This window comes from Edwardsiella anguillarum ET080813, from assembly GCF_000264765.2.
Lineage (GTDB): Bacteria > Pseudomonadota > Gammaproteobacteria > Enterobacterales > Enterobacteriaceae > Edwardsiella > Edwardsiella anguillarum.
Map to the genome: position 1 here is coordinate 2,153,180 of NZ_CP006664.1, position 23,554 is coordinate 2,176,733.

At 58.6% G+C, this 23,554-nt stretch carries 22 protein-coding genes; 12 read left to right on the forward strand and 10 right to left on the reverse strand.

What is annotated here, in order from left to right; all coding sequences use genetic code 11:
• The first annotated feature begins 53 nt into the window (after positions 1-53).
• Genes tamA through ETEE_RS09685 form a run of 3 tightly spaced genes read left to right on the forward strand, consistent with a single transcriptional unit; the run spans position 54 to position 5,901 of the window.
• Positions 54-1,790, forward strand: a complete 1,737-nt coding sequence (gene tamA, locus ETEE_RS09675) for an autotransporter assembly complex protein TamA (RefSeq protein WP_034162905.1) — start codon at positions 54-56, stop codon at positions 1,788-1,790.
• Positions 1,787-5,554, forward strand: coding sequence for an autotransporter assembly complex protein TamB (tamB, locus tag ETEE_RS09680; protein WP_051905084.1), 3,768 nt, complete (start codon positions 1,787-1,789; stop codon positions 5,552-5,554). The genes tamA and tamB overlap by 4 nt, the downstream gene beginning before the upstream one ends.
• A 2-nt stretch (positions 5,555-5,556) precedes the next feature.
• Complete coding sequence (locus ETEE_RS09685; protein WP_012847254.1) at positions 5,557-5,901, forward strand: gamma-glutamylcyclotransferase family protein; 345 nt, start codon at positions 5,557-5,559, stop codon at positions 5,899-5,901.
• A gap of 48 nt (positions 5,902-5,949) precedes the next feature.
• Here ETEE_RS09685 and ppa read toward each other — a convergent pair whose 3' ends face one another.
• On the reverse strand, positions 5,950-6,480 hold the full coding sequence (gene ppa / locus ETEE_RS09690) for an inorganic diphosphatase (protein WP_034162904.1): 531 nt from the start codon (positions 6,478-6,480) through the stop codon (positions 5,950-5,952).
• A 104-nt stretch (positions 6,481-6,584) separates the two neighbouring features.
• A complete protein-coding gene (fbp, locus tag ETEE_RS09695) occupies positions 6,585-7,589 on the reverse strand; it encodes a class 1 fructose-bisphosphatase (RefSeq protein ID WP_015460810.1) in 1,005 nt (334 codons plus the stop codon).
• Positions 7,590-7,755: 166 nt separating this feature from the next.
• On the opposite strand from fbp, the gene mpl reads away from it, so the two are divergent.
• Positions 7,756-9,132, forward strand: coding sequence for a UDP-N-acetylmuramate:L-alanyl-gamma-D-glutamyl-meso-diaminopimelate ligase (gene mpl, locus ETEE_RS09700; protein WP_034162902.1), 1,377 nt, complete (start codon positions 7,756-7,758; stop codon positions 9,130-9,132).
• 155 nt (positions 9,133-9,287) lie between these two features.
• On the opposite strand, the gene ETEE_RS09705 is transcribed toward mpl, so the two are convergent.
• A complete protein-coding gene (locus ETEE_RS09705) occupies positions 9,288-9,518 on the reverse strand; it encodes a YdgH/BhsA/McbA-like domain containing protein (protein ID WP_045425419.1) in 231 nt (76 codons plus the stop codon).
• Between the two features lie 341 nt (positions 9,519-9,859).
• Positions 9,860-10,330, reverse strand: coding sequence for a transcriptional regulator ArgR (gene argR / locus ETEE_RS09710; protein ID WP_012847259.1), 471 nt, complete (start codon positions 10,328-10,330; stop codon positions 9,860-9,862).
• Positions 10,331-10,793: 463 nt separating this feature from the next.
• Between argR and mdh the strand changes: the two genes are divergently transcribed.
• A complete protein-coding gene (gene mdh / locus ETEE_RS09715; protein ID WP_034162901.1) occupies positions 10,794-11,732 on the forward strand; it encodes a malate dehydrogenase in 939 nt (312 codons plus the stop codon).
• Between the two features lie 99 nt (positions 11,733-11,831).
• On the opposite strand, the gene ETEE_RS09720 is transcribed toward mdh, so the two are convergent.
• The gene (locus ETEE_RS09720) at positions 11,832-12,116 is read right to left on the reverse strand and encodes a helix-turn-helix domain-containing protein (protein ID WP_034162900.1); all 285 of its coding nucleotides are present in this window, start codon (positions 12,114-12,116) and stop codon (positions 11,832-11,834) included.
• Positions 12,117-12,313: 197 nt separating this feature from the next.
• Positions 12,314-13,285 (reverse strand): octaprenyl diphosphate synthase, encoded by a 972-nt coding sequence (gene ispB / locus ETEE_RS09725; protein WP_034162899.1) that lies wholly within the window; start codon positions 13,283-13,285, stop codon positions 12,314-12,316.
• A gap of 259 nt (positions 13,286-13,544) precedes the next feature.
• Here ispB and rplU point away from each other — a divergent pair, with 259 nt between their 5' ends.
• From rplU to cgtA, 4 genes are all read left to right on the forward strand, one after another.
• Positions 13,545-13,856: a 50S ribosomal protein L21 gene (gene rplU / locus ETEE_RS09730; protein ID WP_005281302.1), complete on the forward strand. Its 312-nt coding sequence runs from the start codon at positions 13,545-13,547 to the stop codon at positions 13,854-13,856.
• 18 nt (positions 13,857-13,874) lie between these two features.
• Positions 13,875-14,132, forward strand: a complete 258-nt coding sequence (gene rpmA, locus ETEE_RS09735) for a 50S ribosomal protein L27 (RefSeq protein WP_012847264.1) — start codon at positions 13,875-13,877, stop codon at positions 14,130-14,132.
• Positions 14,133-14,219: 87 nt separating this feature from the next.
• Positions 14,220-15,155 carry a DMT family transporter gene (locus tag ETEE_RS09740; protein ID WP_034162898.1) on the forward strand — a complete coding sequence of 312 codons (936 nt, stop codon included), beginning with the start codon at positions 14,220-14,222 and terminating at the stop codon, positions 15,153-15,155.
• 48 nt (positions 15,156-15,203) lie between these two features.
• Positions 15,204-16,382 (forward strand): Obg family GTPase CgtA, encoded by a 1,179-nt coding sequence (gene cgtA / locus ETEE_RS09745; protein ID WP_034162896.1) that lies wholly within the window; start codon positions 15,204-15,206, stop codon positions 16,380-16,382.
• A 46-nt stretch (positions 16,383-16,428) separates the two neighbouring features.
• Here cgtA and pmrB read toward each other — a convergent pair whose 3' ends face one another.
• Genes pmrB through dacB form a run of 3 tightly spaced genes read right to left on the reverse strand, consistent with a single transcriptional unit; the run spans position 16,429 to position 19,604 of the window.
• Positions 16,429-17,502, reverse strand: coding sequence for a two-component system sensor histidine kinase PmrB (pmrB, locus tag ETEE_RS09750; RefSeq protein WP_034162895.1), 1,074 nt, complete (start codon positions 17,500-17,502; stop codon positions 16,429-16,431).
• Positions 17,499-18,161: a two-component system response regulator PmrA gene (gene pmrA / locus ETEE_RS09755; protein WP_034162893.1), complete on the reverse strand. Its 663-nt coding sequence runs from the start codon at positions 18,159-18,161 to the stop codon at positions 17,499-17,501. The genes pmrB and pmrA overlap by 4 nt, the downstream gene beginning before the upstream one ends.
• Before the next feature lie 9 nt (positions 18,162-18,170).
• Entirely contained in the window at positions 18,171-19,604 is a 1,434-nt protein-coding gene (gene dacB, locus ETEE_RS09760) for a serine-type D-Ala-D-Ala carboxypeptidase (protein ID WP_034162892.1), read from the reverse strand.
• Positions 19,605-19,852: 248 nt separating this feature from the next.
• Between dacB and greA the strand changes: the two genes are divergently transcribed.
• Complete coding sequence (greA, locus tag ETEE_RS09765) at positions 19,853-20,329, forward strand: transcription elongation factor GreA (RefSeq protein ID WP_034162890.1); 477 nt, start codon at positions 19,853-19,855, stop codon at positions 20,327-20,329.
• A gap of 141 nt (positions 20,330-20,470) precedes the next feature.
• On the opposite strand, the gene yhbY is transcribed toward greA, so the two are convergent.
• Positions 20,471-20,764: a ribosome assembly RNA-binding protein YhbY gene (gene yhbY / locus ETEE_RS09770; RefSeq protein ID WP_012847271.1), complete on the reverse strand. Its 294-nt coding sequence runs from the start codon at positions 20,762-20,764 to the stop codon at positions 20,471-20,473.
• A gap of 130 nt (positions 20,765-20,894) precedes the next feature.
• Between yhbY and rlmE the strand changes: the two genes are divergently transcribed.
• Together rlmE and ftsH are read left to right on the forward strand one after the other, a co-directional pair.
• Complete coding sequence (gene rlmE, locus ETEE_RS09775) at positions 20,895-21,521, forward strand: 23S rRNA (uridine(2552)-2'-O)-methyltransferase RlmE (protein WP_034162889.1); 627 nt, start codon at positions 20,895-20,897, stop codon at positions 21,519-21,521.
• A 56-nt stretch (positions 21,522-21,577) separates the two neighbouring features.
• The gene (gene ftsH, locus ETEE_RS09780) at positions 21,578-23,527 is read left to right on the forward strand and encodes an ATP-dependent zinc metalloprotease FtsH (RefSeq protein WP_034162888.1); all 1,950 of its coding nucleotides are present in this window, start codon (positions 21,578-21,580) and stop codon (positions 23,525-23,527) included.
• Positions 23,528-23,554 lie beyond the last annotated feature (27 nt).

Consider the following 23,554-nt stretch of genomic DNA (forward strand, 5'->3'; position numbering starts at 1 on the left):
GATGATGTACTGCGGCGGAAAGTGTTACCGATAAGTTTAATGCGGGAGTTTGCATGCCACGATTGCGCAGGATAGGCCTGCTGTGTCTGTTATTAGCGGCGCCGCTGGCGCATGCCGCTCAGGTCAGCTTGGTGGTAGAGGGGTTGAGCGGACAGCTGCAGCAGAATGTGCGTGCCACGCTGTCGACCATCGGCGAAGATGAGATCAGTAACGATGGCCGTTTTCGCGTGCGTGCGGCGGATGCCATCCGTCAGGGGCTGAGGGCGCTGGGCTATTTTCAGCCGACCATTGAATTTGAGTATCGGCCCGGCTCAACCTTTTCCCGCCCACAGCTGATCGCTAACGTCATGCCCGGTGAGCCGGTGCGTATCGCCGGGATCAATGTGCGTATCCGTGGGGCGGCTAAGGACGATCCTGCCTATCAGGCGCTGTTGGCTAAGTCTCTACCGCCGGTGGGCAGCGTGCTCGATCAGGGCGACTATGACAATCTGAAGAATGCCTTAAACTCGCTGGCGCTGCAGCGTGGCTACTTTGGTGCCACCATGCCGGTGCATCAGCTCGGGGTTATCGAAGATCAGCACAAGGCATTTTGGGATATCGAATTCGACAGCGGACCCCGCTATCGCTTTGGCGACGTACGGTTTAGCGGCTCGCAGATCCAGAGCGCCTATTTACAGAACCTGCGCCCGTTTAAGACCGGGGAGTACTACAGCGCCGATGACCTGGCCAAGTTCAGCGGTAACCTGTCGGCGACCAACTGGTTTAACTCGGTGGTGGTGTCGCCCGACTTTAAGGCGCTGGGGGCGGATCAGACATTGCCGCTCCAGGCGGTGGTGACGCCGCGCAGCCAGAATATGGTCGATCTGGGGGGCGGCTATGCGACGGACGTCGGCCCGCGGATGAAGGTCAGCTGGAAGCGCCCCTGGATGAACTCCTATGGACACAGCCTGGATACCTCGCTGAATCTCTCCATGCCGGAGCAGACGGCGGACTTCAGCTATAAAATTCCGCTGCTGAAGGCCCCGCTGGAGCAGTACTATCTGGTGCAGGGCGGTTTTCAGCGCACCGATCTGAACGATACTCAGTCCGATTCTACCACCCTAAATCTGGCGCGTTACTGGGAGCTCTCCAGTGGCTGGCAGCGCGGCATTAATATGCGCTGGAGCCTCGACCACTTTACGCAGGGCAATCTCACCGAGACCGCCATGCTGCTGTATCCCGGCGTCAGCGTAAACCGTACGCGCTCGCGCGGCGGGCTGATGCCGACCTGGGGCGATACCCAGCGCTACTCGGTGGACGTGTCCAACCGCTATTGGGGGTCATCGGTCGACTTTGCGGTGTTTCAGGCGCAGAACGTCTGGATCCGCACGCTGGCGGAGCGACACCGTTTCGTGGTGCGCGGCAACCTGGGCTGGATAGAAACCAATGACTTTAATAAGGTGCCGCCGTCCCTGCGTTTCTTTGCCGGGGGCGATCGCAGTATTCGCGGCTATAAATATAAATCGATCTCGCCGCGGGGCAGCGACGGTAAGCTGACCGGCGCCTCGCGTCTGGCGACCGGGTCGCTGGAGTACCAGTATAACCTGAGCGGCAAGTGGTGGGGCGGCGTGTTTGTCGACTCCGGTGAGGCAGTGAACGATTTTACCAAGAGTGACTTTCACACCGGGACCGGTGTCGGGGTGATCTGGGTATCGCCGGTCGGCCCCATCCGCCTTAACCTCGGCGTCCCGGTGGGGCGTGAAGATAAGCACGATGTGCAGATTTATATCGGACTGGGGCCTGAGCTATGAGGTGGTATAACATCCGGCGCTATGCGCTGATGCTCCTGCTGGGGCTGTTCCTGCTGCTGGCGTTGCTGCTGGGGGGGATGATGACCCAAAGTGGGCTGCATCTGGCACTCAATGCCGCCGCTCGCTGGGTCCCGGGGCTGGAGATTGGCCGAGTGGAGGGGGGCTGGCGCGATCTGACTCTGCGCGATGTCGGCTACCGCATGCCCGGGGTTGATGTCTCCGTGGGGCAGTTTCATCTCTCCTTGGATATCGGCTGTCTGAAGCGCAGCGAGCTGTGTCTGAATGTGCTGAGCGTCCAGCGGGTGCGGGTGAATGTCGATACCCAGGCGCTGCCGCCGAGTGAGCCGCAGGTGACGCCATCAGCTCCGCTGGGGCGCTTGAGTACCCCCTATCCCTTCGTGCTGCGCCTGCTGCGTCTCCACGACGTACAGGTGAATGTGGACGGCACGGCGATCACGCTGGATGCCTTGCGGAGCGGAGCGGAGTGGCGCGGATCGCTGCTGCGTTTACAGCCCAGCGATATTCAGGGGCTGCGGGTGTCGCTGCCGCCTTCGCCGGCTACTCCCGCGCCGGCGGAGGGCGCCGCACCGCAGGCTCCGTCAGCCCCGTTGGGGGAGACGCTGACGGCGCTGTTTTCCCGGCCGCTGCTGCCGGCGGCGATGACGCTGGATCTGCCGCTGGATATGCAGGTGAGCCGCATTTCCGCGCGCCAAGTGCAGATCCGGGCGGCGACCGATCTGGATATCGTGTCTCTTGAACTGCGTGCGGCGTTGGATCAACAGCGTCTGGCGCTGCATACCCTGAAGGTCCAGGCGCAGCAGGGGAGCCTGTCGGCGCGCGGCAGTGCGACGTTCAGCGGCCGCTGGCCGTTGGATCTGCAGCTGAATGCTAGCGTGAATCAGGCGCCGCTGAAGGGCGAAAAGCTGCGCCTGGCGCTGAAGGGGGCGATGTACGACACGCTGGCTCTCGATGCCAACCTGTCCGGTCCGCTGAGGGCGACCCTGAAGGGAGATACTCGTCTGGCTGACGCCGGTCTGCCGCTATCGCTGTCGCTGGATAGCCCCAGCCTGCGGTGGCCGCTGGGGGGAACCCCCGACTATCAGGTGAAAAATATGGCGCTGCGTCTGACGGGGAGCGCCCATGATTATCGGCTGCAGCTGCGCGGCGCGTTCAGCGGTCAGGGGCTGCCGGATGCGGCGCTGGATCTCGCGGGAAAGGGGAACGAACGTCAGTTTACCCTGAGTCAGCTGCAGCTGGCGACGCTGGGTGGCAAGGCTGATATGCAGGCGCTGGTCGACTGGAGCAAAGCGATAAGCTGGCGCAGTAGCCTGACGCTGACGGGGATCGATACCGGGCGTCAGTGGCCGGCGTGGCCGTCGAACCTGAACGGTAAAATAGAGACCCGCGGGAGTCTGTATGGCGGCAGCTGGCAGCTGCAGGTACCACAGCTGAAGCTGACGGGGCGAATCAAACAGAATGGGGTGGATGTTGGCGGTCAGCTGCGTGGCAATCAGGCCGGCCAGTGGCAGATCCCCCAGCTGCACATCGCGCTGGGACGTAATCGGATTGAGGTGAACGGCGATCTGGCGCAGAAGCTGTGGTCTTTGGACGCGCGTATCGATGCTCCACGCCTGGATGGAACGCTGCCGGGGCTGGCGGGGATCGCGCGTGGGACGTTGAAGCTGCGCGGTGATCGTCAGGCGCCCCAGTTGCTGGCCGATCTGCAGGCCCGCGGACTGCGTTGGCAGGCGTTGACCATTCAGCGCGTCGCTTTGCTGGGGGATATCCGCTCGGATCAACAGATCCAGGGGGCGCTGGATCTGCGGGTGGACAGCCTAAAGCAAGGCGATATTGATATCAGCCAGCTGACCTTGCGCGCCGCCGGTAATGAGCGTAAGCACCGGCTGCAGCTGGCGATGCAGGGGACGCCGCTGGCCGGCCGTTTGACCCTCAACGGCAGTTTGGCGCAAGATCGGGCGCGCTGGAGCGGCACGCTGACGGATACCGACTTTACGACGCCGATCGGCGAGTGGCGCCTTACCCGCCCCATCGCGCTGGAGTATGGCGTCGCCAAGCAGCAGATGGCCATCGGCCCCCACTGCTGGGATAACCCCAACGCTCGTCTGTGCGTTCCGCAGACCATTGAGGTGGGCGAGAGCGGTAATGTCAGCGTGGTGCTGGAGCGGTTTGATCTGGCGATGCTGCAGCCGTTCCTGGGGCCGGATACCCAGCTGCACGGGCGCTTCAGCGGACGGGCTCAGGCCCGTTGGCAGGCGGGACAAGGGCTGCCGCAGGCGCGGATTACGCTCAGCGGCGACGGCGTTAGGCTAGCGCAGCAGGTGCAGGGAAATACGCTGCCGGTGGCCCTGAGTACGGTCACGCTAGAGGCGAGCCTGGCCCAGGGGCAGGCTCGCCTTAACTGGCTGATCGGCATTGTGGGCAACGGCCAGCTGCGCGGCGACGTGCGCATCGCAAATCTGGAGGGGGCGCGTAATCTCTCCGGTAGTGTGGATATTCAGCGCCTGTCGCTGGCGCTGCTCAATCCGGCGCTGATGAAAGGGGAAAAGGCACAGGGCATGCTCAATGCGTCGCTGCGCCTGGGCGGCAGTACGCTGCATCCGCAGCTATATGGCCGTCTGGCGCTGGATGGTGTGGACATCGACGGGCAGTTCATGCCGTTCGATGTCACCGATGCGAACCTCGCGATCAACTTTGACGGCATGAGCTCGGTGCTGCAGGGGGTGATCAAGACCTCGCAGGGCCAGCTGAATCTGTCCGGTAATGCGGACTGGCGGAATCTGAATGCCTGGCGCGCCCGCATCGCCGCCAGCGGCACACGTCTGCGAGTGACGGTGCCGCCGATGGTTCGGCTGGATGTATCGCCGAATATTGTGTTCGATGCCTCTCCCAGCCAGCTGGCGCTGAGCGGCCGGGTTGATATTCCCTGGGCGCGCATCACGGTGCAGGAGCTGCCGGAGAGCGCGGTCGGCGTATCCTCCGACGAGGTGATGCTGAACAATGCGCATCAGCCGATCCGGTCGGTCACCGCCTCGATTCCGCTGCATACCGATCTGACCATTGCCATCGGAAACAACGTGCGTATTTCCGCCTTTGGCCTCAAGGCCGCGTTAAAAGGCGAGCTGAAGGTGAGCCAGAACCAGAATGGCTTAGGACTGAACGGGCAGATCATGATTCCGCAGGGGCGCTTTGCCGCGTATGGTCAGGATCTGTTGATTCGTCAGGGGGAGCTGGTCTTCGCCGGGCCGCCGGGAAATCCGCTGCTGAATATTGAGGCGATACGCAACCCGGAGTCGACGGCGAACAATGTTACTGTGGGCGTTCGCGTTACAGGGCTTGCCGAGCAGCCGAAACTGGAAGTATTCTCAGATCCGGCAATGTCACAACAAGAAGCCCTCTCTTACCTATTGCGCGGTCAGGGGCTGGACAGCAGCGGCGCGGACAGTAATGCGATGACGTCGATGCTGATAGGCCTGGGCGTCGCGCAGAGTGGTAAACTGGTAGGCAAAATCGGTGAAACCTTCGGCGTCAGCAATCTAACGCTGGATTCGCAGGGGGTGGGTGACAGTTCTCAGGTGGTAGTCAGCGGCTATGTCTTGCCGGGGCTGCAGGTGAAGTATGGCGTGGGGATCTTCGATTCGCTGGCCACGCTGACGCTGCGTTATCGCCTGATGCCGAATCTGTATCTGGAAGCGGTGTCTGGCGTAAATCAGGCACTTGATCTGCTCTATCAGTTTGAGTTTTAACCATGCGAGTGATTGTCTACGGAAGTCTGCGCCGTAAGCAGGGCAACAGCCATTGGATGACCAATGCCACCTGGTTGGGCGATTATGTGCTGGAGGGCTACGATCTGTACGATCTTGGCCATTATCCAGCGGTGGTTCCGGGAGAGGGAAGGGTTTACTGCGAAGTGTACCGGATTACCTCGTCGATCCTAGCGGAGCTGGATGAGCTTAAGAGCAACAGCAAGGATTATCGCCGCGAGCTGATCAAAACGCCCTATGGCTGTGCCTGGATCTACATCTACCTCAACGGGGTAGAGGGGCTGCCGCGCATTGCCAGCGGGGACTGGCTAAAGCGTGAGGAAGACTGAAGGAAAAACACCGCCATGAGGCGGTGTTTTTTTATCTGCGTCAAGGCATTACTTGTTCTTGGCGCGCTCGAAAGAGGCGATGATTTCCGCTTTGGCCGCGGTGGCATCAGCCCAACCCTCGACTTTGACCCACTTGCCCTTTTCCAGATCTTTGTAGTGCTCAAAGAAATGGGCGATTTGGGCGCGCAGCAGCTCAGGCAGGTCGTTAACGTCCTGAATGTGATCGTACTCTTTGGTCAGCTTGCTGTGGGGCACGGCAACCAGCTTGGCATCTTCGCCGGCTTCGTCGGTCATTTTCAGTACGCCGACCGGACGGCAGCGGATCACGGATCCCGGCTGCAGCGGATACGGCGTCGGGACCAGCACGTCTACCGGATCACCGTCCAGAGACAGGGTGTGGTTGATGTAGCCGTAGTTGCACGGATAGAACATAGCGGTAGACATAAAGCGGTCTACAAACAGGGCGCCAGTGTCTTTATCGATTTCATATTTGATCGGATCGGCGTTGGCCGGGATTTCGATCACTACATAGATATCTTCCGGCATATCTTTACCGGCCGGGACGTTGATCAAGCTCATGTCGGTTTCCTTTCATCAAACCAGAAATGGAGTGACGGCTATTATAGCCGCCACTCCAAAAATGAACAGCGCGCGACGCGCAATGCCGCGTGCCGACGCGGGGATTATGCGTCGGGGAACTGATGCATGAAACGTTCGGCGTCTTCCACCATGGCGCAGCTGCCGACAAAGAACGGGCAGCGTTGATGCAGCGCATCTGGCACGATATCCAGAATGCGGCGGAAGCCGTCGGTTGCCTTGCCTCCGGCCTGCTCCGCCAGGAACGACATCGGGTTGCACTCATACAGCAGGCGCAGCTTACCCTGCGGATGGCTGGCAGTGCTCGGGTAGATATAGATGCCGCCCTTCAGCAGGTTGCGGTGGAAATCCGCCACCAGGGAGCCAATATAGCGGGAGGTATAGGGACGCTGCGTAGCGCTGTCCTGCTCCTGACAATACTTGATGTACTTCTTCACCCCCAGCGGGAACTTAATGTAGTTGCCCTCGTTGATGGAGTACATGTTGCCGCTATGCGGGAAACGCAGCCGCTCGTGGGACAGGCAGAAGACCCCAAGGGAAGGATCATAGGTAAACGCGTGTACGCCGTTGCCGGTGGTATAGACCAGCATGGTGGAGGAGCCGTAGACCACATAGCCGGCGGCGACCTGGCGATTGCCCGGCTGCAGGAAGTCTTCGCGGGTGACCGGTGTGCCGAGCGGGGTAATCCGGCGATAGATGGAGAAGATGGTACCGACGGAGACGTTAACGTCGATATTGGACGAGCCGTCCAGTGGATCCATCAGCACCACGTATTTGGCGTTATTGGCACGATCGCCTTCGAAGATGACGATATCATCCTCCTCCTCTGAGGCGATGCCGGCCACTTCACCACGCGCTTTCAGCGCGGCCTTGAGCTTCTCGTTGGCGTACAGATCTAGCTTCATCTGCACTTCACCCTGAATATTTTCCGCACCGCTGGCGCCGATGATATCGACCAGCCCCGCCTTGTTGATATCGCGGTGGATAATTTTGGCACCCAGTTTGATTGCGGAGAGAAGAGCGGTAAGCTCACCGGTAGCGTGAGGAAAATCCTGCTGTTTTTCGACGATAAACTCGCCTAGCGTTTTCATGACACATTCCCTGATTGTGAGGAGCAGCGGTTTTTTTACAAACCACCAACGTTTTCGCAGCGCATTTTAGCTAATGTATCGGGGCATTCCTAGGCAATTTCCTTTCGCCTGCGCTGAACTCAGCGTTAGAATGTGAACTAAATCAATGCAATCTACTGGAAGTATTATGCGCATTCATATTCTTGGAGTCTGCGGCACGTTTATGGGGGGGCTGGCGCTATTGGCCCGCCAGCTGGGGCATGACGTTACCGGGTCGGATGCCAATGTCTATCCGCCGATGAGTACGCTACTGCAGCAGCAGGGAATTACGCTGCTGGAGGGCTATGATCCTGCCCACCTGGAGCCCCAGCCGGATCTGGTCATCATTGGCAATGCGATGGCGCGCGGTAACCCGTGCGTCGAAGCGATCCTGGAGCGCAATATTCCTTACGTTTCCGGGCCGCAGTGGTTACATGATGAGGTTTTGCGTCACCGTTGGGTGATCGCCGTTGCCGGTACCCACGGGAAGACGACGACCGCCGGGATGGTGAACTGGATCCTGGAGTCCTGTGGCTATGAGGCGGGGTTTGTGATCGGCGGCGTACCGGGGAACTTCAGCGTATCGGCGCGTCTGGGCAACAGTCCATTCTTCGTTATCGAGGCGGATGAGTATGACTGCGCCTTTTTTGATAAGCGCTCTAAGTTCGTCCACTACTGCCCCCGTACCCTGATCCTGAACAATCTGGAGTTTGATCATGCGGATATCTTCGACGATCTGCGGGCGATCCAGCGACAGTTCCACCATCTGGTGCGACTGGTTCCGGGGCAAGGGCGGATTATTCTACCGGCCAGCGACGCCAACCTGAAGCAGGTGATGGCGATGGGCTGCTGGAGCGAACAGGAGCTGTGCGGCGATGAGGCCGCCTGGAGCGCGACGCGTCTGTCGACCGATGCCAGCCGCTTCAGCGTCTCTCTGGATGGTGAATGCGTCGGCGAAGTTCAGTGGGCGCTGGTGGGGGAGCACAACATGCACAACGGGCTGATGGCGATTGCTGCGGCGCGTCATGTCGGCGTTCCTCCCGCGGAGGCATGCCGGGCCCTGGGGAGCTTTATTAACGCCCGCCGTCGCTTAGAGCTGCGTGGACAGGCCTATGGCGTCAGCGTGTACGACGATTTTGCCCACCATCCTACGGCGATACTGGCGACGCTGGCGGCGCTGCGCGGTAAGGTCGGCGGCACCGCTCGTATTCTGGCCGTTCTGGAGCCACGCTCCAATACAATGAAGATGGGGGTGTGTAAGAATGAGCTGGCGCCTGCGCTGGGCCGGGCCGATGAGGTGTTCCTTTATCAGCCACAGCATATTCCCTGGCAGGTGGCGGAGGTGGCGGAGGCCTGTGTGCAGCCCGCGCACTGGAGCGCCGATCTCGGTACGCTGGTGGAGATGATCGTGAAAAATGCGCAGCCGGGCGACCACATCTTGGTGATGAGCAATGGCGGCTTTGGCGATATTCACGATCGTCTGCTGCAGGCGCTGGCGCAAAAGTCCGCGGCGCATCAGGAGTGAGCCGCGCGACGCTGTGCGTCGCTATCGGATAAGCAAAACCGCAGTCCAGGCTGCGGTTTTGCTTTTTGGGGGCGAGCCCAGACGGTCTGGCTCGCGCTTCAGAGGGAGGTTCAGCGGTAGATCTGCGCCGTGGCGTGATAGTTGCCGTCGATACGCTACTCGATAATACGAAAGGCGCTGGCGCCCTGGGACTGGGCCTTGGCCGCCAGCTGCTGATCGATATCGGCGATGGAGCCGCCCAGCCCGCTGACCGAGATAACGCCGATCGGCTGCAGGCAGCAGGCCTGAGCCGTCGTAATTTCATGGGCTGGGAGCTGGGCAGCGGCGGTGCCGAACGAAAGGGCGCAAAGGGTAGCCAGCGTGGCGATAGTCTCTTTAATTTTCATTGTGTTATGCCTCTATTGTGACGTGGTGTCGTCGTAAAAATGTGATGTGCATCTCATCATCGAACATAGCGCAATAACATCATGAATTAATATCACACTAATTATTTGTTGTGTTATTTTACCGCTGCGTATGGAGTGGATAGATCATAATGCGCTAAAAACGGCCTAAAAAAGATACAGATATAAAAAACTAAATAAATAATAGATGGTTATCTTTATTTGGCGAAAAATGCGATTTACGCGGCGCAGGGCGGCGATGCGCGGTAGGGACCCTGAGAAGAAAGCCCGCGGGCGGGCTTTATAATGACATATGGCGGGGCGATTGCTGCCTGCAGCGGTGATTACAGCTCTTGTTCAAACAGCGCCAGAATGGCTGCATAAAGCTGTTCGACGGCAAATCCTTTGGCGGGCGTGGTAAAAATGGTGTCATCGCCGGCGATGGTGCCCAGAATTCCCTCAGATTTCCCCAGTGAGTCGAGCAGGCGAGCGATCAGCTGTGCCGCGCCGGGGCTGGTATGGATAACCACGATGGCGTCGTTGTGATCGACGTCGAGCACCAGATTCTTCAGCGGGCTGCTGGTGGTGGGAACCCCGAGTTCGGCCGGTAGGCAATAGACCATTTCCATTTTGGCATTGCGCGTCCGTACGGCGCCAAACTTGGTCAGCATACGCGATACTTTGGACTGATTGATATTGTCGAAGCCCAGCTCCTGCAGCGCCTGCACGATCTCTCCCTGAGAGCTGAATTTTTCTTCCTTGAGCAGCGCTTTGAATGCCTTGGTCAGGTCTTCTTGTTTGGTCGTGTTTCGCATTCTTCACCGTAAGGTAGCTATAGACCTCGTTATTATGCGTATTCGTGAATTTTTATGCAATTTAGTCTGTAAATATCCGTGTCATTCGCGCAGGGCCGGCGCAAACGGCGTAAAGCGGACGAATCATAACGCCGTCACCGCGCGTGGATCGGGAAAAAGAGAGCGAACGCACGGAAAAGGTAAATGAAATGTTATTAGTATGATGTTGTTGTAATGTAAAATACAGCGTGAATGTAACGCAGGCGTAATCCGAGGTAAAGTATGCGCGGATTTCACGCACAAATTATTGCTATATCTTTCATCAATAAGTCATTTTTTCTAGAAATCTTGCAGCAGAGCATGGAATTAGTGTGTCAGCTCGCAATCTGAGTGTTAACAGATTGTTTTTTATAAAGTGATCTACTAATGTGCGTAGTAATGCATTCACGGCATTCTCCATTTAAATAGTAACAAGGAGTATAGAATGAAAGTTGCGGTTCTCGGCGCAGCGGGTGGCATCGGCCAGGCGCTCGCTCTTCTGCTTAAGACTCAGCTGCCTTCAGGTTCAGAACTCTCCCTTTACGATATCGCCCCGGTGACGCCGGGCGTCGCCGTTGATCTCAGCCATATCCCTACGGCGGTCACGGTGCGCGGTTTCGGTGGTGAGGATGCCTCTCCCGCCCTGGAGGGCGCGGATATCGTGCTGATTTCTGCCGGTGTGGCCCGTAAGCCCGGGATGGATCGTTCCGATCTGTTCAACGTTAACGCCGGTATTATCCGTAACCTGATCGGACAGGTTGCGCGTACCAGCCCGGGTGCTTGTATCGGTATCATCACCAACCCGGTGAATACCATGGTGCCGATTGCGGCTGAGGTGCTGAAGAAGGCGGGGGTATATAACCCGAACAAACTGTTCGGCGTGACGACGCTGGACATCATCCGCTCCAACACCTTCGTGGGTGAACTGAAGCACCTGGATCCGGCAACGCTGGATATTCCGGTGATTGGCGGTCACTCTGGCGTCACGATCCTGCCGCTGCTCTCTCAGATCCCAGGCGTCAGCCTCAGTGAACAAGAGGTAGCTGATCTGACCAAGCGTATTCAGAACGCTGGCACCGAGGTGGTAGAGGCTAAGGCCGGTGGTGGATCGGCGACGTTGGCCATGGGTCAGGCGGCAGCGCGTTTCGCACTGTCGCTGGTACGGGCGATGCAGGGCGATGAAAACGTCGTGGAGTGCGGCTACGTAGAGAGCGACGGCGAATATGCCCGCTTCTTTGCGCAACCGCTGCTGCTGGGTAAAGAGGGGCTGGTACAGCGCCTGAATATCGGCACGCTGAGCGCCTTTGAACAGCATGCGTTGGAGAGCATGCTGGAGGTGCTGCGTAAAGATATCGCGCTGGGCGAAGACTTTATCAATAAGTAAGTCTGAGCGTGAGCCCGAGAAAACCGCAGGCATCGCCTGCGGTTTTTTTGTATCGGTAAGCGTGCGCGGAGGGCCGCGGGGCGGATGAGTGGGCGTGGCTCAGCCCTTTTTGACCGAGGTTGCGTCGCGTATTAGCCGTTTGCGATCCAGCAGTTCATGGGTGACGGGATCGTAGTAACGGCTGGGCCAGATCTCGCAGGGATGGATATTGAGGGCCTCAGCGATCAGCCATTCGCCTTTGGGCCAGGGACGCGTCAGGGCGTTGGCCAGCGTCGAGCTGGACAGACCGGCGTTGCGCGATACCTGAGTGAGCGTCAGCCTGCGCTTGTGCAATGCGGCAATGATCTCTGCCGGGTGCCAGTCTTCCGGGAGCGTTTTTTTCATCGGTGGTTTCCTTATCACTGAAAGTACCTTCATGGCGCCTGCTTAAAAAAACTCCTCGGTACTATCTGAAAACCTCTTCTGCTTTTCAATTGCTTTCTAACTAATGCGATTAATAGAAAGTTAAAATTGTGATGGTGGCTGCAGCGCCACATGCAAAAAAAAAGCGCCCGCAGGCGCTTAGACTCGATGGAACCCGCTTAGAAACTGCGGTTGACGGCCAGGTTCGCCAGCCCAATCAGAGCTTGCTTATGGGGGCTGTCCGGCAGCGGTGCCAGGGCGGCGATGGCTTTGTCGGCCTCTTCTTCTGCCCGGCTGCGGGTGTAGTCCAGCGAGCCAGCCTGCTGCATGGTTTCCAGCACCGGCTCCAGCAGATGACGGCCATTGCCCTGCTCGATCGCCTGACGGATCATCGCGGATCGCTCGGCGGATCCGTGGTGCATGGCGTGCAGCAGCGGCAGGGTTGGCTTGCCCTCATTGAGATCGTCACCGGTATTCTTGCCCAGCGTCTTTCCATCGGCATCGTAATCCAGCAGATCGTCGATCAGCTGAAATGCGGTGCCCAGATAGCGTCCATAGCCCTGTAGGGCCCGCTCCTGTGCGGTATCTGCCCCGGCGAGGATTGCCGAGCACTGCGCCGCCGCCTCGAACAGACGGGCGGTTTTGCTGTAGATCACCTGCATGTAGTTTTCTTCGCTGATATCGGGGTCATTGACGTTCATCAGCTGCTGTACCTCGCCCTCCGCGATGACGTTGGTGGCCTCCGACATCAGCGCCAGGATGCGCAGCGACTCCAGGCTGGTCATCATCTGGAAAGCACGGGTATAGATAAAGTCGCCGACCAGTACGCTGGCGGCGTTGCCGAAGGCCGCGTTGGCGGTGGCTTTACCGCGGCGCATATCCGATTCATCCACCACGTCGTCATGCAGCAGCGTGGCGGTGTGGATAAATTCGATCAGCGCGGCGATGGTGACGTGGCGATCGCCCTGATAACCGAGGGCGCGCGCGGCCAGTACGGCGATCATTGGGCGGATCCGCTTACCGCCGCCGCTGATGATGTAGTAACCAAGCTGGTTGATAAGCGCGACGTCCGAATTTAACTGGTGAAGAATTTTTGCGTTCACATCCGCCATATCCTGCGCGGTTAACTCAGTAATTTGTTCTAAATTCATTGTTTTATTTCAACTGTGTATGGATGTCCCGCCAGGCGGCAGCCCTTGCCAGGCTGCCATGGGCAGCCAACTATAGTATGATTGTACTTGAAAAATGATTTAGATAAACGGCGGGGAGAAAACTGTGCTTTTTTTCTTCTTTTCTCCTGATTCTACCCTTGTCTTCTGAATGATTTTTGCGTAGAATTCGCGCCCTATTGTGAATATTTATAGCGCGTATCGGACTATGAGCCATGCGTGCGGAAATGCGGAGTTTTATATGTACGCGGTTTTCCAAAGTGGTGGTAAACAACACCGAGTAAGCGAAGGCCAGACCGTTCGCTTGGAAAAGCTGGACATCGCAACTGGTGAAACTGTTGAGTTTGACCAGATTCTGATGGTCGCTAACGGCGAAGACATCAAGATTGGCGTTCCTTTTGTAGCTGGCGGTAAAGTTAAGGCTGAAGTTGTTGCTCACGGTCGTGGCGAGAAAGTGAAGATCGTCAAGTTCCGTCGCCGTAAGCATCATCGTAAACAGCAGGGTCACCGTCAGTGGTTCACTGACGTGAAGATCACTGGTATCAGCGCTTAATTTTAGGAGAGCGGATTAATGGCACATAAAAAGGCTGGCGGCTCCAGTCGCAACGGTCGCGATTCCGAAAGCAAACGCCTGGGCGTAAAACGCTTCGGCGGTGAATCAGTTCTGGCAGGCAGCATCATCGTTCGTCAGCGCGGTACCAAGTTCCACGCTGGTAGCAACGTAGGTTGCGGTCGTGACCACACTCTGTTCGCTTTGGCTGACGGTAAAGTTAAGTTCGAAGTTAAAGGCCCGAAAAACCGTAAATTTATCAGCATCGTTGCTGAATAAGTTTTTCGCGTCCTGAATGATGTAAGGCCCCGCAATACTTTGCGGGGCTTTTTTGCGTTATGAAGACAGAGAGGGACAGGGGCGTCCATGGAGAGTAAACAGAGTGCGGCTCTGGGTATCGCGTTGGCGCTGACGACGGCGATTTTCTGGGGTGCGCTGCCGATCGCGATGAAGCAGGTTCTGCCTGACATGGCGCCTGAGACCATCGTTTGGTACCGTTTCTCCATGGCGGCATTAGGGCTGGGCAGCGTGCTGTGCCTGCGCGGTCAGCTGCCGCCGCTGCGCGTATTTCGACAGCGTCGCTGGCTGCTGTTGCTGTCCGTTGCTACGGCGGGGCTGCTGGGGAACTTTATCCTGTTTAGCACCTCGCTACAGTATTTGAGCCCAACCACCTCGCAGGTGATTGGGCAGCTTTCGCCGGTCGGTCTGATGTTCGCCAGCGTACTGGTGCTGAAAGAGCGGATGCGGCCTGCGCAGGTGATTGGTGCGGTGCTGCTGATCGGTGGGCTGCTCCTGTTTTTTAATAACAGCCTGGCGGAGATTTTTACCCGTCTAACGGACTACACGCTGGGCGTGTTACTCGGGATGGCGGCGGCCGGGGTCTGGGTATGCTATGGCATCGCCCAGAAAGTATTATTGCGTCGCCTGGCCTCGCAGCAGATCCTGTGTCTGTTGTATGCTTTATGTGCGATCTGCCTGTGGCCGTTAGCGCATCCGGGCCAGATTTATCAGCTGAGTGGCTGGCAGCTGCTGTGCCTGTTGTTCTGCGGGGTCAATACACTGGTCGGCTACGGCGCGCTGGCCGAGGCCATGGTGCGCTGGCAGGTAGCGAAAGTGGGGGCGATCGTGACGCTGACCCCGCTGTTTACCCTGATGTTTTCTGACGTTTTGGCGTTAGCCTGGCCGGAAACCTTTATGACGCCCAGCCTGAATACGGTGGGGTATATCGGCGCTTTTGTGGTGGTTGCCGGCGCCATGTTTTCTGCGATTGGCCACCGTTGGTGGCCGCGCCAGCGCGCATAAACCGGATTGCCATCGGGCGGTCCGGTCACTGATTTACGGAGACAGTAAATGAAATTTGTAGATGAAGCCGTGATCCACATCGAAGCAGGTGATGGTGGCAATGGCTGCGTCAGCTTCCGCCGCGAGAAGTATATCCCGAAAGGGGGACCGGACGGCGGCGACGGCGGCGACGGCGGTGACGTATACCTGCTGGCCGATGAGAACCTGAACACGCTGATTGACTATCGCTTTGAAAAGTCTTTCCGCGCCGAACGCGGCCAGAATGGCCAGAGCCGTGACTGTACCGGTAAACGTGGCCAGGATGTGACGATTAAGGTCCCGGTCGGCACCCGGATAACGGACGTCGATACCGGCGAGGTGCTGGGCGATATGACGCGCCACCAGCAGAAGTTGATGGTCGGCAAAGGGGGATGGCATGGCCTGGGCAACACCCGTTTTAAATCCTCTGTTAACCGTACGCCGCGCCAGAAAACCAACGGAACCCCGGGGGATAAACGCGATCTGAGCCTGGAGCTGCTGCTGCTGGCCGACGTCGGCATGCTGGGGCTGCCCAACGCCGGTAAGTCCACCTTTATCCGCGCGGTCTCTGCCGCCAAGCCGAAGGTGGCTGACTATCCGTTTACCACGCTGGTGCCAAGCCTGGGCGTCGTGCGCATGGACAGCGAGAAGAGCTTCGTGGTGGCGGATATTCCGGGGCTGATCGAAGGCGCATCGGAAGGTGCCGGTCTGGGGATCCGTTTCCTGCGTCATCTGGAGCGTTGCCGAGTGCTGCTGCACCTGATCGATCTCGCGCCGATCGATGAGTCCGATCCGGTCGAGAATGCCCGGGTGATCATCGGTGAGCTGGAGAAGTACAGCGAGAAGCTGTCTCAGAAGCCGCGCTGGCTGGTGTTCAATAAGGCTGACCTGCTGGCGCCGGAGGAGGCGAAGGCGCGCGCTCAGGCTATCGCCGATGCGCTGGGCTGGGAAGGAGAGCACTATCTGATCTCTGCGGCCAACCGCGAAGGGGTGAACGCCCTGTGCTGGGATGTGATGAACTTCCTGGAAGCCCATCCGCGCGAAGCGGAAGTGGAAGAAGAGAAAGAGAAGGCCAAGAAAGCCGAGTTCATGTGGGATGACTACCATCGTGAACAGCTGGAGCAGGCTGAAGCCGAGTGGGAAGAGGAAGAGGATGATGACTGGGATGAAGACGACGACGAAGGCGTCGAAATCATCTATCAGCGTTAATCAATCCGCATGTAATACCGGGGCTGCCTGTAGGGCAGCCCTTTTTTTAACCGAATTCTTGCGGCGTCAGCGGCAGACGGCAGCAGGCATTGAGGCCTGGCCCCGGGCGGTTATTGCGTAGAGTGAGCTGTCCCTTGTGCAGCTGCAGGATGCGCACCACGATATTTAGTCCCAGGCCGCTGCCGCCGAAGCGCCGATCAAGGCGGTGGAAGGGCTCGGTCAGCTCGCTGGCCCGCGATTCATCGATACCGGGTCCGCTGTCGATGACCTGTAGAATGCAGCCGTGCCTGTCCGCGCTCAGCGTAACCCGCAGGAGAATATCGCTGCCCTCGGGGCTGTAGCGGTGGGCATTCTCCACCAGATTACGCAGCATCAGGCGCAGCAGCATCGCATCGCCGTGCATCGGTAGCCGTGACGGCGTCTCCAGCCGCAGGTGCTGTCCGCGCAGCGCCAGCATCTCGCTCAGCTCGTTGCGCTGGGCGAGCACCACCTCGCCTATCAGCTCCAGCTGCGGACAGTGGCCGCTGGCAAAATTCTGTCCGACGCGCGACAGCATCAGCAGCTGCTCGACCGTGTGCATCAGCTGATCGATGCGCTGCACTAGCGTAGTGGCCTCCGGCACGCCGCTCTGCTCCATCAGCTCAAGGTGTAGGCGTACGCCGGCGAGAGGGGTGCGTAGCTCGTGTGCGGCATCGGCCGTGAACAGACGCTCCTGGCGCAGGGTGTGCTGCAGGCGGCTAAATAGGTGGTTGAGGGTACGGGTGATCGAGGTGATCTCCGTCATACTGCTGTCGATATCGATAGGCGTCAGGTTACTGGGCGACCGTTTCTCTAACCGTGCCTGTAGCTGGTTAAGCGGGCGGACTATCCAACTGACGGCCAGCCAGGAGAGCAGCAACGTGACGGTCATCATCACCAGAGAGGGGATCAGCAGGGCGGCAATGGCTTCGCGGATCTCTTTGTCAACCTGCTCCGTGCGCACCTTGGCGCTGAGCGTTTCGTTAACCAGAAAGCTTATCTGCTCCCGGCTTTCGTGCCATAGCCACAGCGCGCTGACCAACTGGGTGACCAGCAGGATCAGCGCCAGCATGATCAGCAGCGTACGGCGCAGGCTGATCACAGGGTCTTCTCCAGGCGATAGCCGACGCCGCGCAGGGTTTTGATCCGGTTTTTCCCCAGCTTGCGTCGCAGGTTATGAATATGTACCTCCAGCGAGTTGGAGCTGAGCTCATCTTGCCAGGAGTAGAGATCCTGCTGGAGAACTTCGCGGCTGATAGTCTGCCCTGCGCGCATCATCAGACGTGCCAGGATAGCGAACTCTTTGGGGGTGATCTCCAACGCTAGGCCGCCGCAGTTGACCTGCTGGCTGGAGAGATCCAGGTGAATATCGTCGACCTGCAGAACGTTGTTGCACAGTCCCTGCATGCGGCGGATCAGGGCGCGGACGCGCGCCATCAGCTCGGCTAGCGCGAAAGGCTTAACCAGGTAGTCATCGGCGCCAGCGTCCAGCCCGTCGACCCGATCGCTGACGGTGTCGCGGGCGGTCAGGATCAGCACCGGTACGTCGATACCCTCGCGCCGCCACTGGCGCAGTGCGCTGGCGCCGTCCATGCCGGGCAGCCCCAGATCGAGGATGATCAGGCTGTAATGACTGCTTTGCAGCAGCGCGCTGGCGCCCGCCGCGCTGTCCGCACAGTCACAGGCATAGTTTTCTCGCGCCATCGCCTGGGCCAGTCCCTGCTGGATCAGGGTATCGTCTTCCACGATCAGAATTTTCATAGCGGCCCGTCAGTTATTGCGGTAAATATCGCGGTACAGGCGGCTCTCAAAGCGAACCAGCGGCTGACGGCGGGTCCGCTGATCCTGCGGTGGAACCGCATAGCCGGACAGGTACTGCACGAAGGCCATACGCTGTCCGCTGGCGGTGGTGATGAAACCGGCCAGGTTATACACCCCCTGCAAGGAGCCGGTCTTGGCGGAGACCTTGCCGTCAACGCCCGCTTCGTGCAGACCGCCGCGGTACTGCAGCGTTCCGTCGTAGCCGGCCAGCGGCAGCATGCTGATGAAGTTCAGCTGGCTGTCATTTTGGGCGATGTACTGCAGTACCGCCATCATGGTTGCCGGGGCGATCAGGTTATGGCGCGACAGGCCAGAGCCGTCGACCACCACGGAGTTGCCCAGGTTGACTCCTGCCTTTTTGCGCAGGATCTGACGCACCGCATCGGAGCCGGCGCGCCAGGTGCCGGGCACGTTAAAATAGCTGTGGCCAATGGTACGAAAGACGGTATCGGCAATCATGTTGTCCGATTTTTTTAACATCACGCGCAGCAGATCGTGCAGCGGCGCGGACTGGGTTTGCGCCAGAACGGTGCCCTGCGGGGATACCTGGGTTTCCCGGCGCAGATGGCCCGCAATATCGATGTTGGCCTGCTGCAGCTCGTCTTTGACGATGGCGCCGGCGTAGGCTGCGCCGTCCTGTACGGCGAAGGCCAGCGGCAACGGGTCGGCGCGCTGGGTCAGGCAGCCGGTCAGGGTGTAGCGGTTGAGTTCGCCCGGGACGACGTCCAGCTCGCAATAGGGGGCCTCCGCAGAGCCGCGAGCCAGGGTCTTAACCTCGCTGAACATGTGCACCGGATAATAGGATGCGACGCGGATAAACGCGCGATCGCCGGATTTCGGGGCGCTGTACAGCGAGATGGAGAAGCAGTTGCGATCGACGATGGCGGCGGCCGGCGGTGCGCTGAAACACTGGGTCAGATCGTTCCAGGGCCAGCCGGGGGCTTTGTCATGGCTGGCAAACACCGAGGTATCGATGAGAATATCACCGCTGATGCGCGTGACTCCCTGTTTTTTCAGGGCGGCGACCATGTTGCGGATATTCTGGCGGCGCAGCGTCGGATCGCCGTCAAAGCGTACGATGAGGTCGCCGTTTAGGGTGCCTGCGCTGATCTGCCCACGGGTTTCAAAGGTGGTATTAAAGCGGAAGTCCGGCCCCAGCTGTAGCAGCGCCGCCAGCGCCGTGATCACCTTCTGGGTGCTGGCGGGCAGCGCCATCTGCTGGCCGTGATAGTCGATGGTCGGCGTGGTTGAGCCGACTTTTTGCACCATCAGTGCCAGATTGGTGCCTTCTGGCAGATATTGGGCATAGTCTTGCACCGGTGTCGCTTGGACGCTGAACACCAGTGCACAGGCCAGTCCACTCAGTAATCGTGAAAATCGCATAGTTCCGCGGAAGCCGATAAGTGAATCGAATAAGTAACGTGCCTGTCATACTAAGGCTCAATGTGGGTCAAAGTAAACGATGATACTTCGCTGACTCTAGGCTAGAATGGCCGACAAAAGACAGCATAGTGCCTGACCGGGATCGCCGTTCTGGTCAGGTTTCTTTTGTATGGCGCCGGGTCGGACGGGTGCTCCCCGTGCCGTGGCTTTCGGGCGCCGACAAAGCAGATTTCGAGGTGACTAAAACAATGAATCAGATTCCGATGACGTTGCGTGGTGCAGAGAAACTGCGTGAAGAGTTAGATTTTCTGAAGGGAACCCGTCGTCCGCAGATCATTGCGGCCATCGCCGAAGCGCGCGAGCACGGCGACCTGAAAGAGAATGCGGAGTACCACGCCGCGCGTGAGCAGCAAGGTTTCTGCGAAGGCCGCATTCAGGAGATCGAAGCCAAACTGTCCAATGCCCAGGTGATTGACGTGACCAAGATGCCCAACAACGGCCGGGTTATCTTTGGAGCCACCGTCAGCGTGGAGAATCTGGATACGGAAGACCAGCAGACCTACCGCATCGTGGGCGACGATGAGGCGGACTTCAAACACAATCTGATTTCGGTCAACTCGCCGATTGCGCGCGGTCTGATCGGGAAAGAAGAGGGTGATGTGGTGACGATTAAAACGCCGGGCGGTGAGGTCGAGTACGAAATCCTGAAGGTTGCGTATCTCTGATAGGTTACCCGCGCTGCGTCCCCGTCCGTGCAGCAGCGTGCCCGCCAGTGTAAAGATAGGAAAAGGCCGCGCTGCGGCCTTTGCGTTATGCTGAGAAAGCACGTCTTTTTGTGTTATATCTTTTCTTTATACGAAAAGAGATTAACGGGGTAAACTGATCTTGCGTTCTTCGCTCGGGCGGTAAATCACCAGAATGTTACCGATCAGCTGAACGTTGCACGCACCGGTTTCACGGACGATGGCGTTGGCGATCAGGGTTTTGGTTTCGCGCTCTTCAGCGGCGATCTTTACCTTGATCAGCTCATGGTGCGCCAGCGCCTGTTCAATTTCTGCGAGCACCCCTTCGGTAAGGCCGTTCGCGCCGAGTTGCACAACAGGCTTCAGCGAATGGGCCAAGCTTTTCAGGTGCTGTTTTTGCTTGTTAGTCAGATTCATCGTCTTTTTTGCTTAGGTTGGGATTGAAAACGGTACATTCTAGCGCCATCTCAGCATTATCACCAAATCGGTCTTGCGCCGCCTCGGTGTTTTCAAAGCAGATGAACCTGTGATTTAGTGAGTATTCAAGATGGGTAAAAAACGTTCGGCCAGTTCGAGTCGCTGGTTACAGGAACATTTTAGCGATAAATATGTGCAGCAGGCACAGAAAAAGGGGCTGCGTTCGCGCGCCTGGTTTAAACTGGACGAGATCCAGGGCACGGATAAGATCTTCCGGCCAGGCATGGCCGTGGTAGATTTGGGTGCCGCTCCCGGGGGATGGTCACAGTATGTGGTCACACAAATCGGCGATAAAGGCAGGATAATTGCATGTGATCTTTTGCCTATGGATCCTATCGTCGGCGTCGATTTCCTCCAGGGGGATTTTCGTGATGAATTGGTGCTGGGCGCACTGATGGAGCGGGTTGGCGATGCTAAGGTTCAGGTGGTGATGTCGGATATGGCGCCGAACATGAGCGGCACGCCGTCTGTAGATATTCCGCGCGCCATGTATCTGGTTGAGCTGGCGCTGGAGATGGCCAAAGATGTTCTGGCACCCGGCGGTAGTTTTGTGGTGAAAGTCTTTCAGGGAGAGGGGTTTGACGAGTATCTGGGCCAGATACGCTCCCTGTTTACGAAGGTTAAGATTCGTAAGCCGGATGCTTCGCGCGCGCGTTCGCGGGAAGTATACATCGTAGCGACAGGGCGGAAACTGTAGTACCCTAACGCTGTTTGTTAACACAGTTGTAAAAAGAGGTTAATCCCTTGAGTGACATGGCGAAAAACCTAATTCTCTGGCTGGTCATCGCGGTCGTGCTGATGTCGGTTTTCCAGAGCTTTGGGCCCAGCGAATCAAATAGCCGTAGAGTGGACTATTCGACGTTCCTGACCGAGGTTAACCAGGATCAGGTGCGCGAGGTCAGTATCGACGGGCGTGCGATTAACGTTACCAAGAAGGATGGTAACCGTTATACAACCTATATCCCGATTAACGATCCTAAGCTGTTGGATTCCCTGTTAACCAAGAATGTAAAAGTGATCGGTGAGCCGCCGGAAGAGCCGAGCCTGCTGACCTCCATCTTTATCTCCTGGTTCCCGATGCTGTTGCTGATCGGGGTGTGGATCTTCTTCATGCGCCAGATGCAGGGCGGCGGCGGGAAAGGCGCCATGTCGTTCGGCAAGAGTAAAGCGCGCATGTTGACGGAAGACCAGATCAAAACCACCTTTGCCGATGTGGCCGGCTGCGATGAGGCCAAAGAGGAGGTGGGTGAGCTGGTGGAGTACCTGCGCGATCCGAGCCGTTTCCAGAAGCTCGGCGGCAAGATCCCCAAGGGTATCCTGATGGTGGGGCCGCCGGGGACCGGTAAGACCCTGCTGGCTAAAGCCATTGCCGGTGAGGCCAAGGTTCCGTTCTTTACCATTTCCGGTTCTGACTTTGTGGAGATGTTCGTCGGCGTCGGCGCCTCGCGCGTACGCGATATGTTCGAACAGGCCAAGAAGGCGGCGCCGTGCATTATCTTTATCGATGAGATCGACGCCGTGGGCCGCCAGCGTGGCGCAGGCCTGGGCGGCGGCCACGATGAGCGTGAGCAGACCCTGAACCAGATGCTGGTCGAGATGGATGGCTTTGAGGGTAACGAGGGGATCATCGTTATCGCTGCAACCAACCGTCCGGACGTACTGGACCCGGCGCTGCTGCGTCCCGGCCGTTTCGACCGTCAGGTGGTGGTAGGCCTGCCGGACGTACGTGGCCGTGAGCAGATCCTGAAGGTGCATATGCGCCGCGTTCCGCTGGCGACCGATGTTGATGCGTCGGTTATTGCGCGCGGTACGCCGGGCTTCTCCGGTGCCGATCTGGCTAACCTGGTCAACGAAGCGGCGCTGTTTGCCGCCCGTAACAACAAGCGAGTGGTGTCGATGGTCGAGTTTGAAAAGGCCAAAGACAAGATCATGATGGGGGCGGAGCGCCGTTCCATGGTGATGACCGAAGCGCAGAAAGAGTCGACGGCGTATCACGAAGCCGGACATGCGATCATCGGCCGCCTGGTGCCAGAGCACGATCCGGTGCATAAGGTCACCATCATCCCGCGTGGTCGTGCGCTGGGGGTGACCTTCTTCCTGCCGCAGGGCGACTCCATCAGCTACAGCCGTCAGAAGCTGGAGAGCATGATCTCCGTGGCCTACGGCGGCCGCCTGGCTGAAGAGCTGATTTACGGCACCGAGCACGTTTCTACCGGCGCCTCGCAGGACATCAAGCAGGCGACGACCATCGCCCGTAACATGGTGACCCAGTGGGGTTTCTCCGAGAAGCTGGGGCCGCTGCTGTATGCGGAAGAAGAGGGCGAGGTGTTCCTCGGTCGCTCTGTCGCCAAGACCAAACACATGTCCGATGAGACGGCCCGCATTATCGATCAGGAGGTCAAGGCACTGATCGAGCATAATTATCAGCGTGCCCGCCAGCTGCTGGTCGACAATATGGATATCATGCATGCCATGAAGGATGCGCTGATGAAGTATGAGACCATCGATGCGCCGCAGGTCGATGATCTGATGGCGCGTCGCGAAGTCCGCCCGCCGGCAGGTTGGTTGGACGAGCAGGCCAATCGCCAGGCGCAGGCCCAGCAACCGGCGGCACAGCCTGCCGCTGCGGAGCCGGTCGCGCCGGCCGCGGATAGCGACGCCGCGCGCAGCGATGACGATCGGCATAACGACGGCGAAAAGTAATTACGCCGTCGCGTATGAAAACCCCGG

Bases quoted from the DNA above. Each gene is read 5' to 3' on its own strand.
- ETEE_RS09740 (WP_034162898.1), top strand. From the start codon at position 14,220: ATGGAGAGTAAACAGAGTGCGGCTCTGGGTATCGCGTTGGCGCTGACG.
- ispB (WP_034162899.1), bottom strand. From the start codon at position 13,285: ATGAATTTAGAACAAATTACTGAGTTAACCGCGCAGGATATGGCGGAT.
- ETEE_RS09720 (WP_034162900.1), bottom strand. From the start codon at position 12,116: ATGAAAAAAACGCTCCCGGAAGACTGGCACCCGGCAGAGATCATTGCC.
- cgtA (WP_034162896.1), top strand. From the start codon at position 15,204: ATGAAATTTGTAGATGAAGCCGTGATCCACATCGAAGCAGGTGATGGT.
- dacB (WP_034162892.1), bottom strand. From the start codon at position 19,604: ATGCGATTTTCACGATTACTGAGTGGACTGGCCTGTGCACTGGTGTTC.
- pmrA (WP_034162893.1), bottom strand. From the start codon at position 18,161: ATGAAAATTCTGATCGTGGAAGACGATACCCTGATCCAGCAGGGACTG.
- greA (WP_034162890.1), top strand. From the start codon at position 19,853: ATGAATCAGATTCCGATGACGTTGCGTGGTGCAGAGAAACTGCGTGAA.
- yhbY (WP_012847271.1), bottom strand. From the start codon at position 20,764: ATGAATCTGACTAACAAGCAAAAACAGCACCTGAAAAGCTTGGCCCAT.
- ETEE_RS09685 (WP_012847254.1), top strand. From the start codon at position 5,557: ATGCGAGTGATTGTCTACGGAAGTCTGCGCCGTAAGCAGGGCAACAGC.
- tamA (WP_034162905.1), top strand. From the start codon at position 54: ATGCCACGATTGCGCAGGATAGGCCTGCTGTGTCTGTTATTAGCGGCG.
- ETEE_RS09705 (WP_045425419.1), bottom strand. From the start codon at position 9,518: ATGAAAATTAAAGAGACTATCGCCACGCTGGCTACCCTTTGCGCCCTT.
- ftsH (WP_034162888.1), top strand. From the start codon at position 21,578: ATGGCGAAAAACCTAATTCTCTGGCTGGTCATCGCGGTCGTGCTGATG.
- ppa (WP_034162904.1), bottom strand. From the start codon at position 6,480: ATGAGCTTGATCAACGTCCCGGCCGGTAAAGATATGCCGGAAGATATC.
- argR (WP_012847259.1), bottom strand. From the start codon at position 10,330: ATGCGAAACACGACCAAACAAGAAGACCTGACCAAGGCATTCAAAGCG.
- fbp (WP_015460810.1), bottom strand. From the start codon at position 7,589: ATGAAAACGCTAGGCGAGTTTATCGTCGAAAAACAGCAGGATTTTCCT.
- rlmE (WP_034162889.1), top strand. From the start codon at position 20,895: ATGGGTAAAAAACGTTCGGCCAGTTCGAGTCGCTGGTTACAGGAACAT.
- mpl (WP_034162902.1), top strand. From the start codon at position 7,756: ATGCGCATTCATATTCTTGGAGTCTGCGGCACGTTTATGGGGGGGCTG.
- rplU (WP_005281302.1), top strand. From the start codon at position 13,545: ATGTACGCGGTTTTCCAAAGTGGTGGTAAACAACACCGAGTAAGCGAA.
- rpmA (WP_012847264.1), top strand. From the start codon at position 13,875: ATGGCACATAAAAAGGCTGGCGGCTCCAGTCGCAACGGTCGCGATTCC.
- tamB (WP_051905084.1), top strand. From the start codon at position 1,787: ATGAGGTGGTATAACATCCGGCGCTATGCGCTGATGCTCCTGCTGGGG.
- mdh (WP_034162901.1), top strand. From the start codon at position 10,794: ATGAAAGTTGCGGTTCTCGGCGCAGCGGGTGGCATCGGCCAGGCGCTC.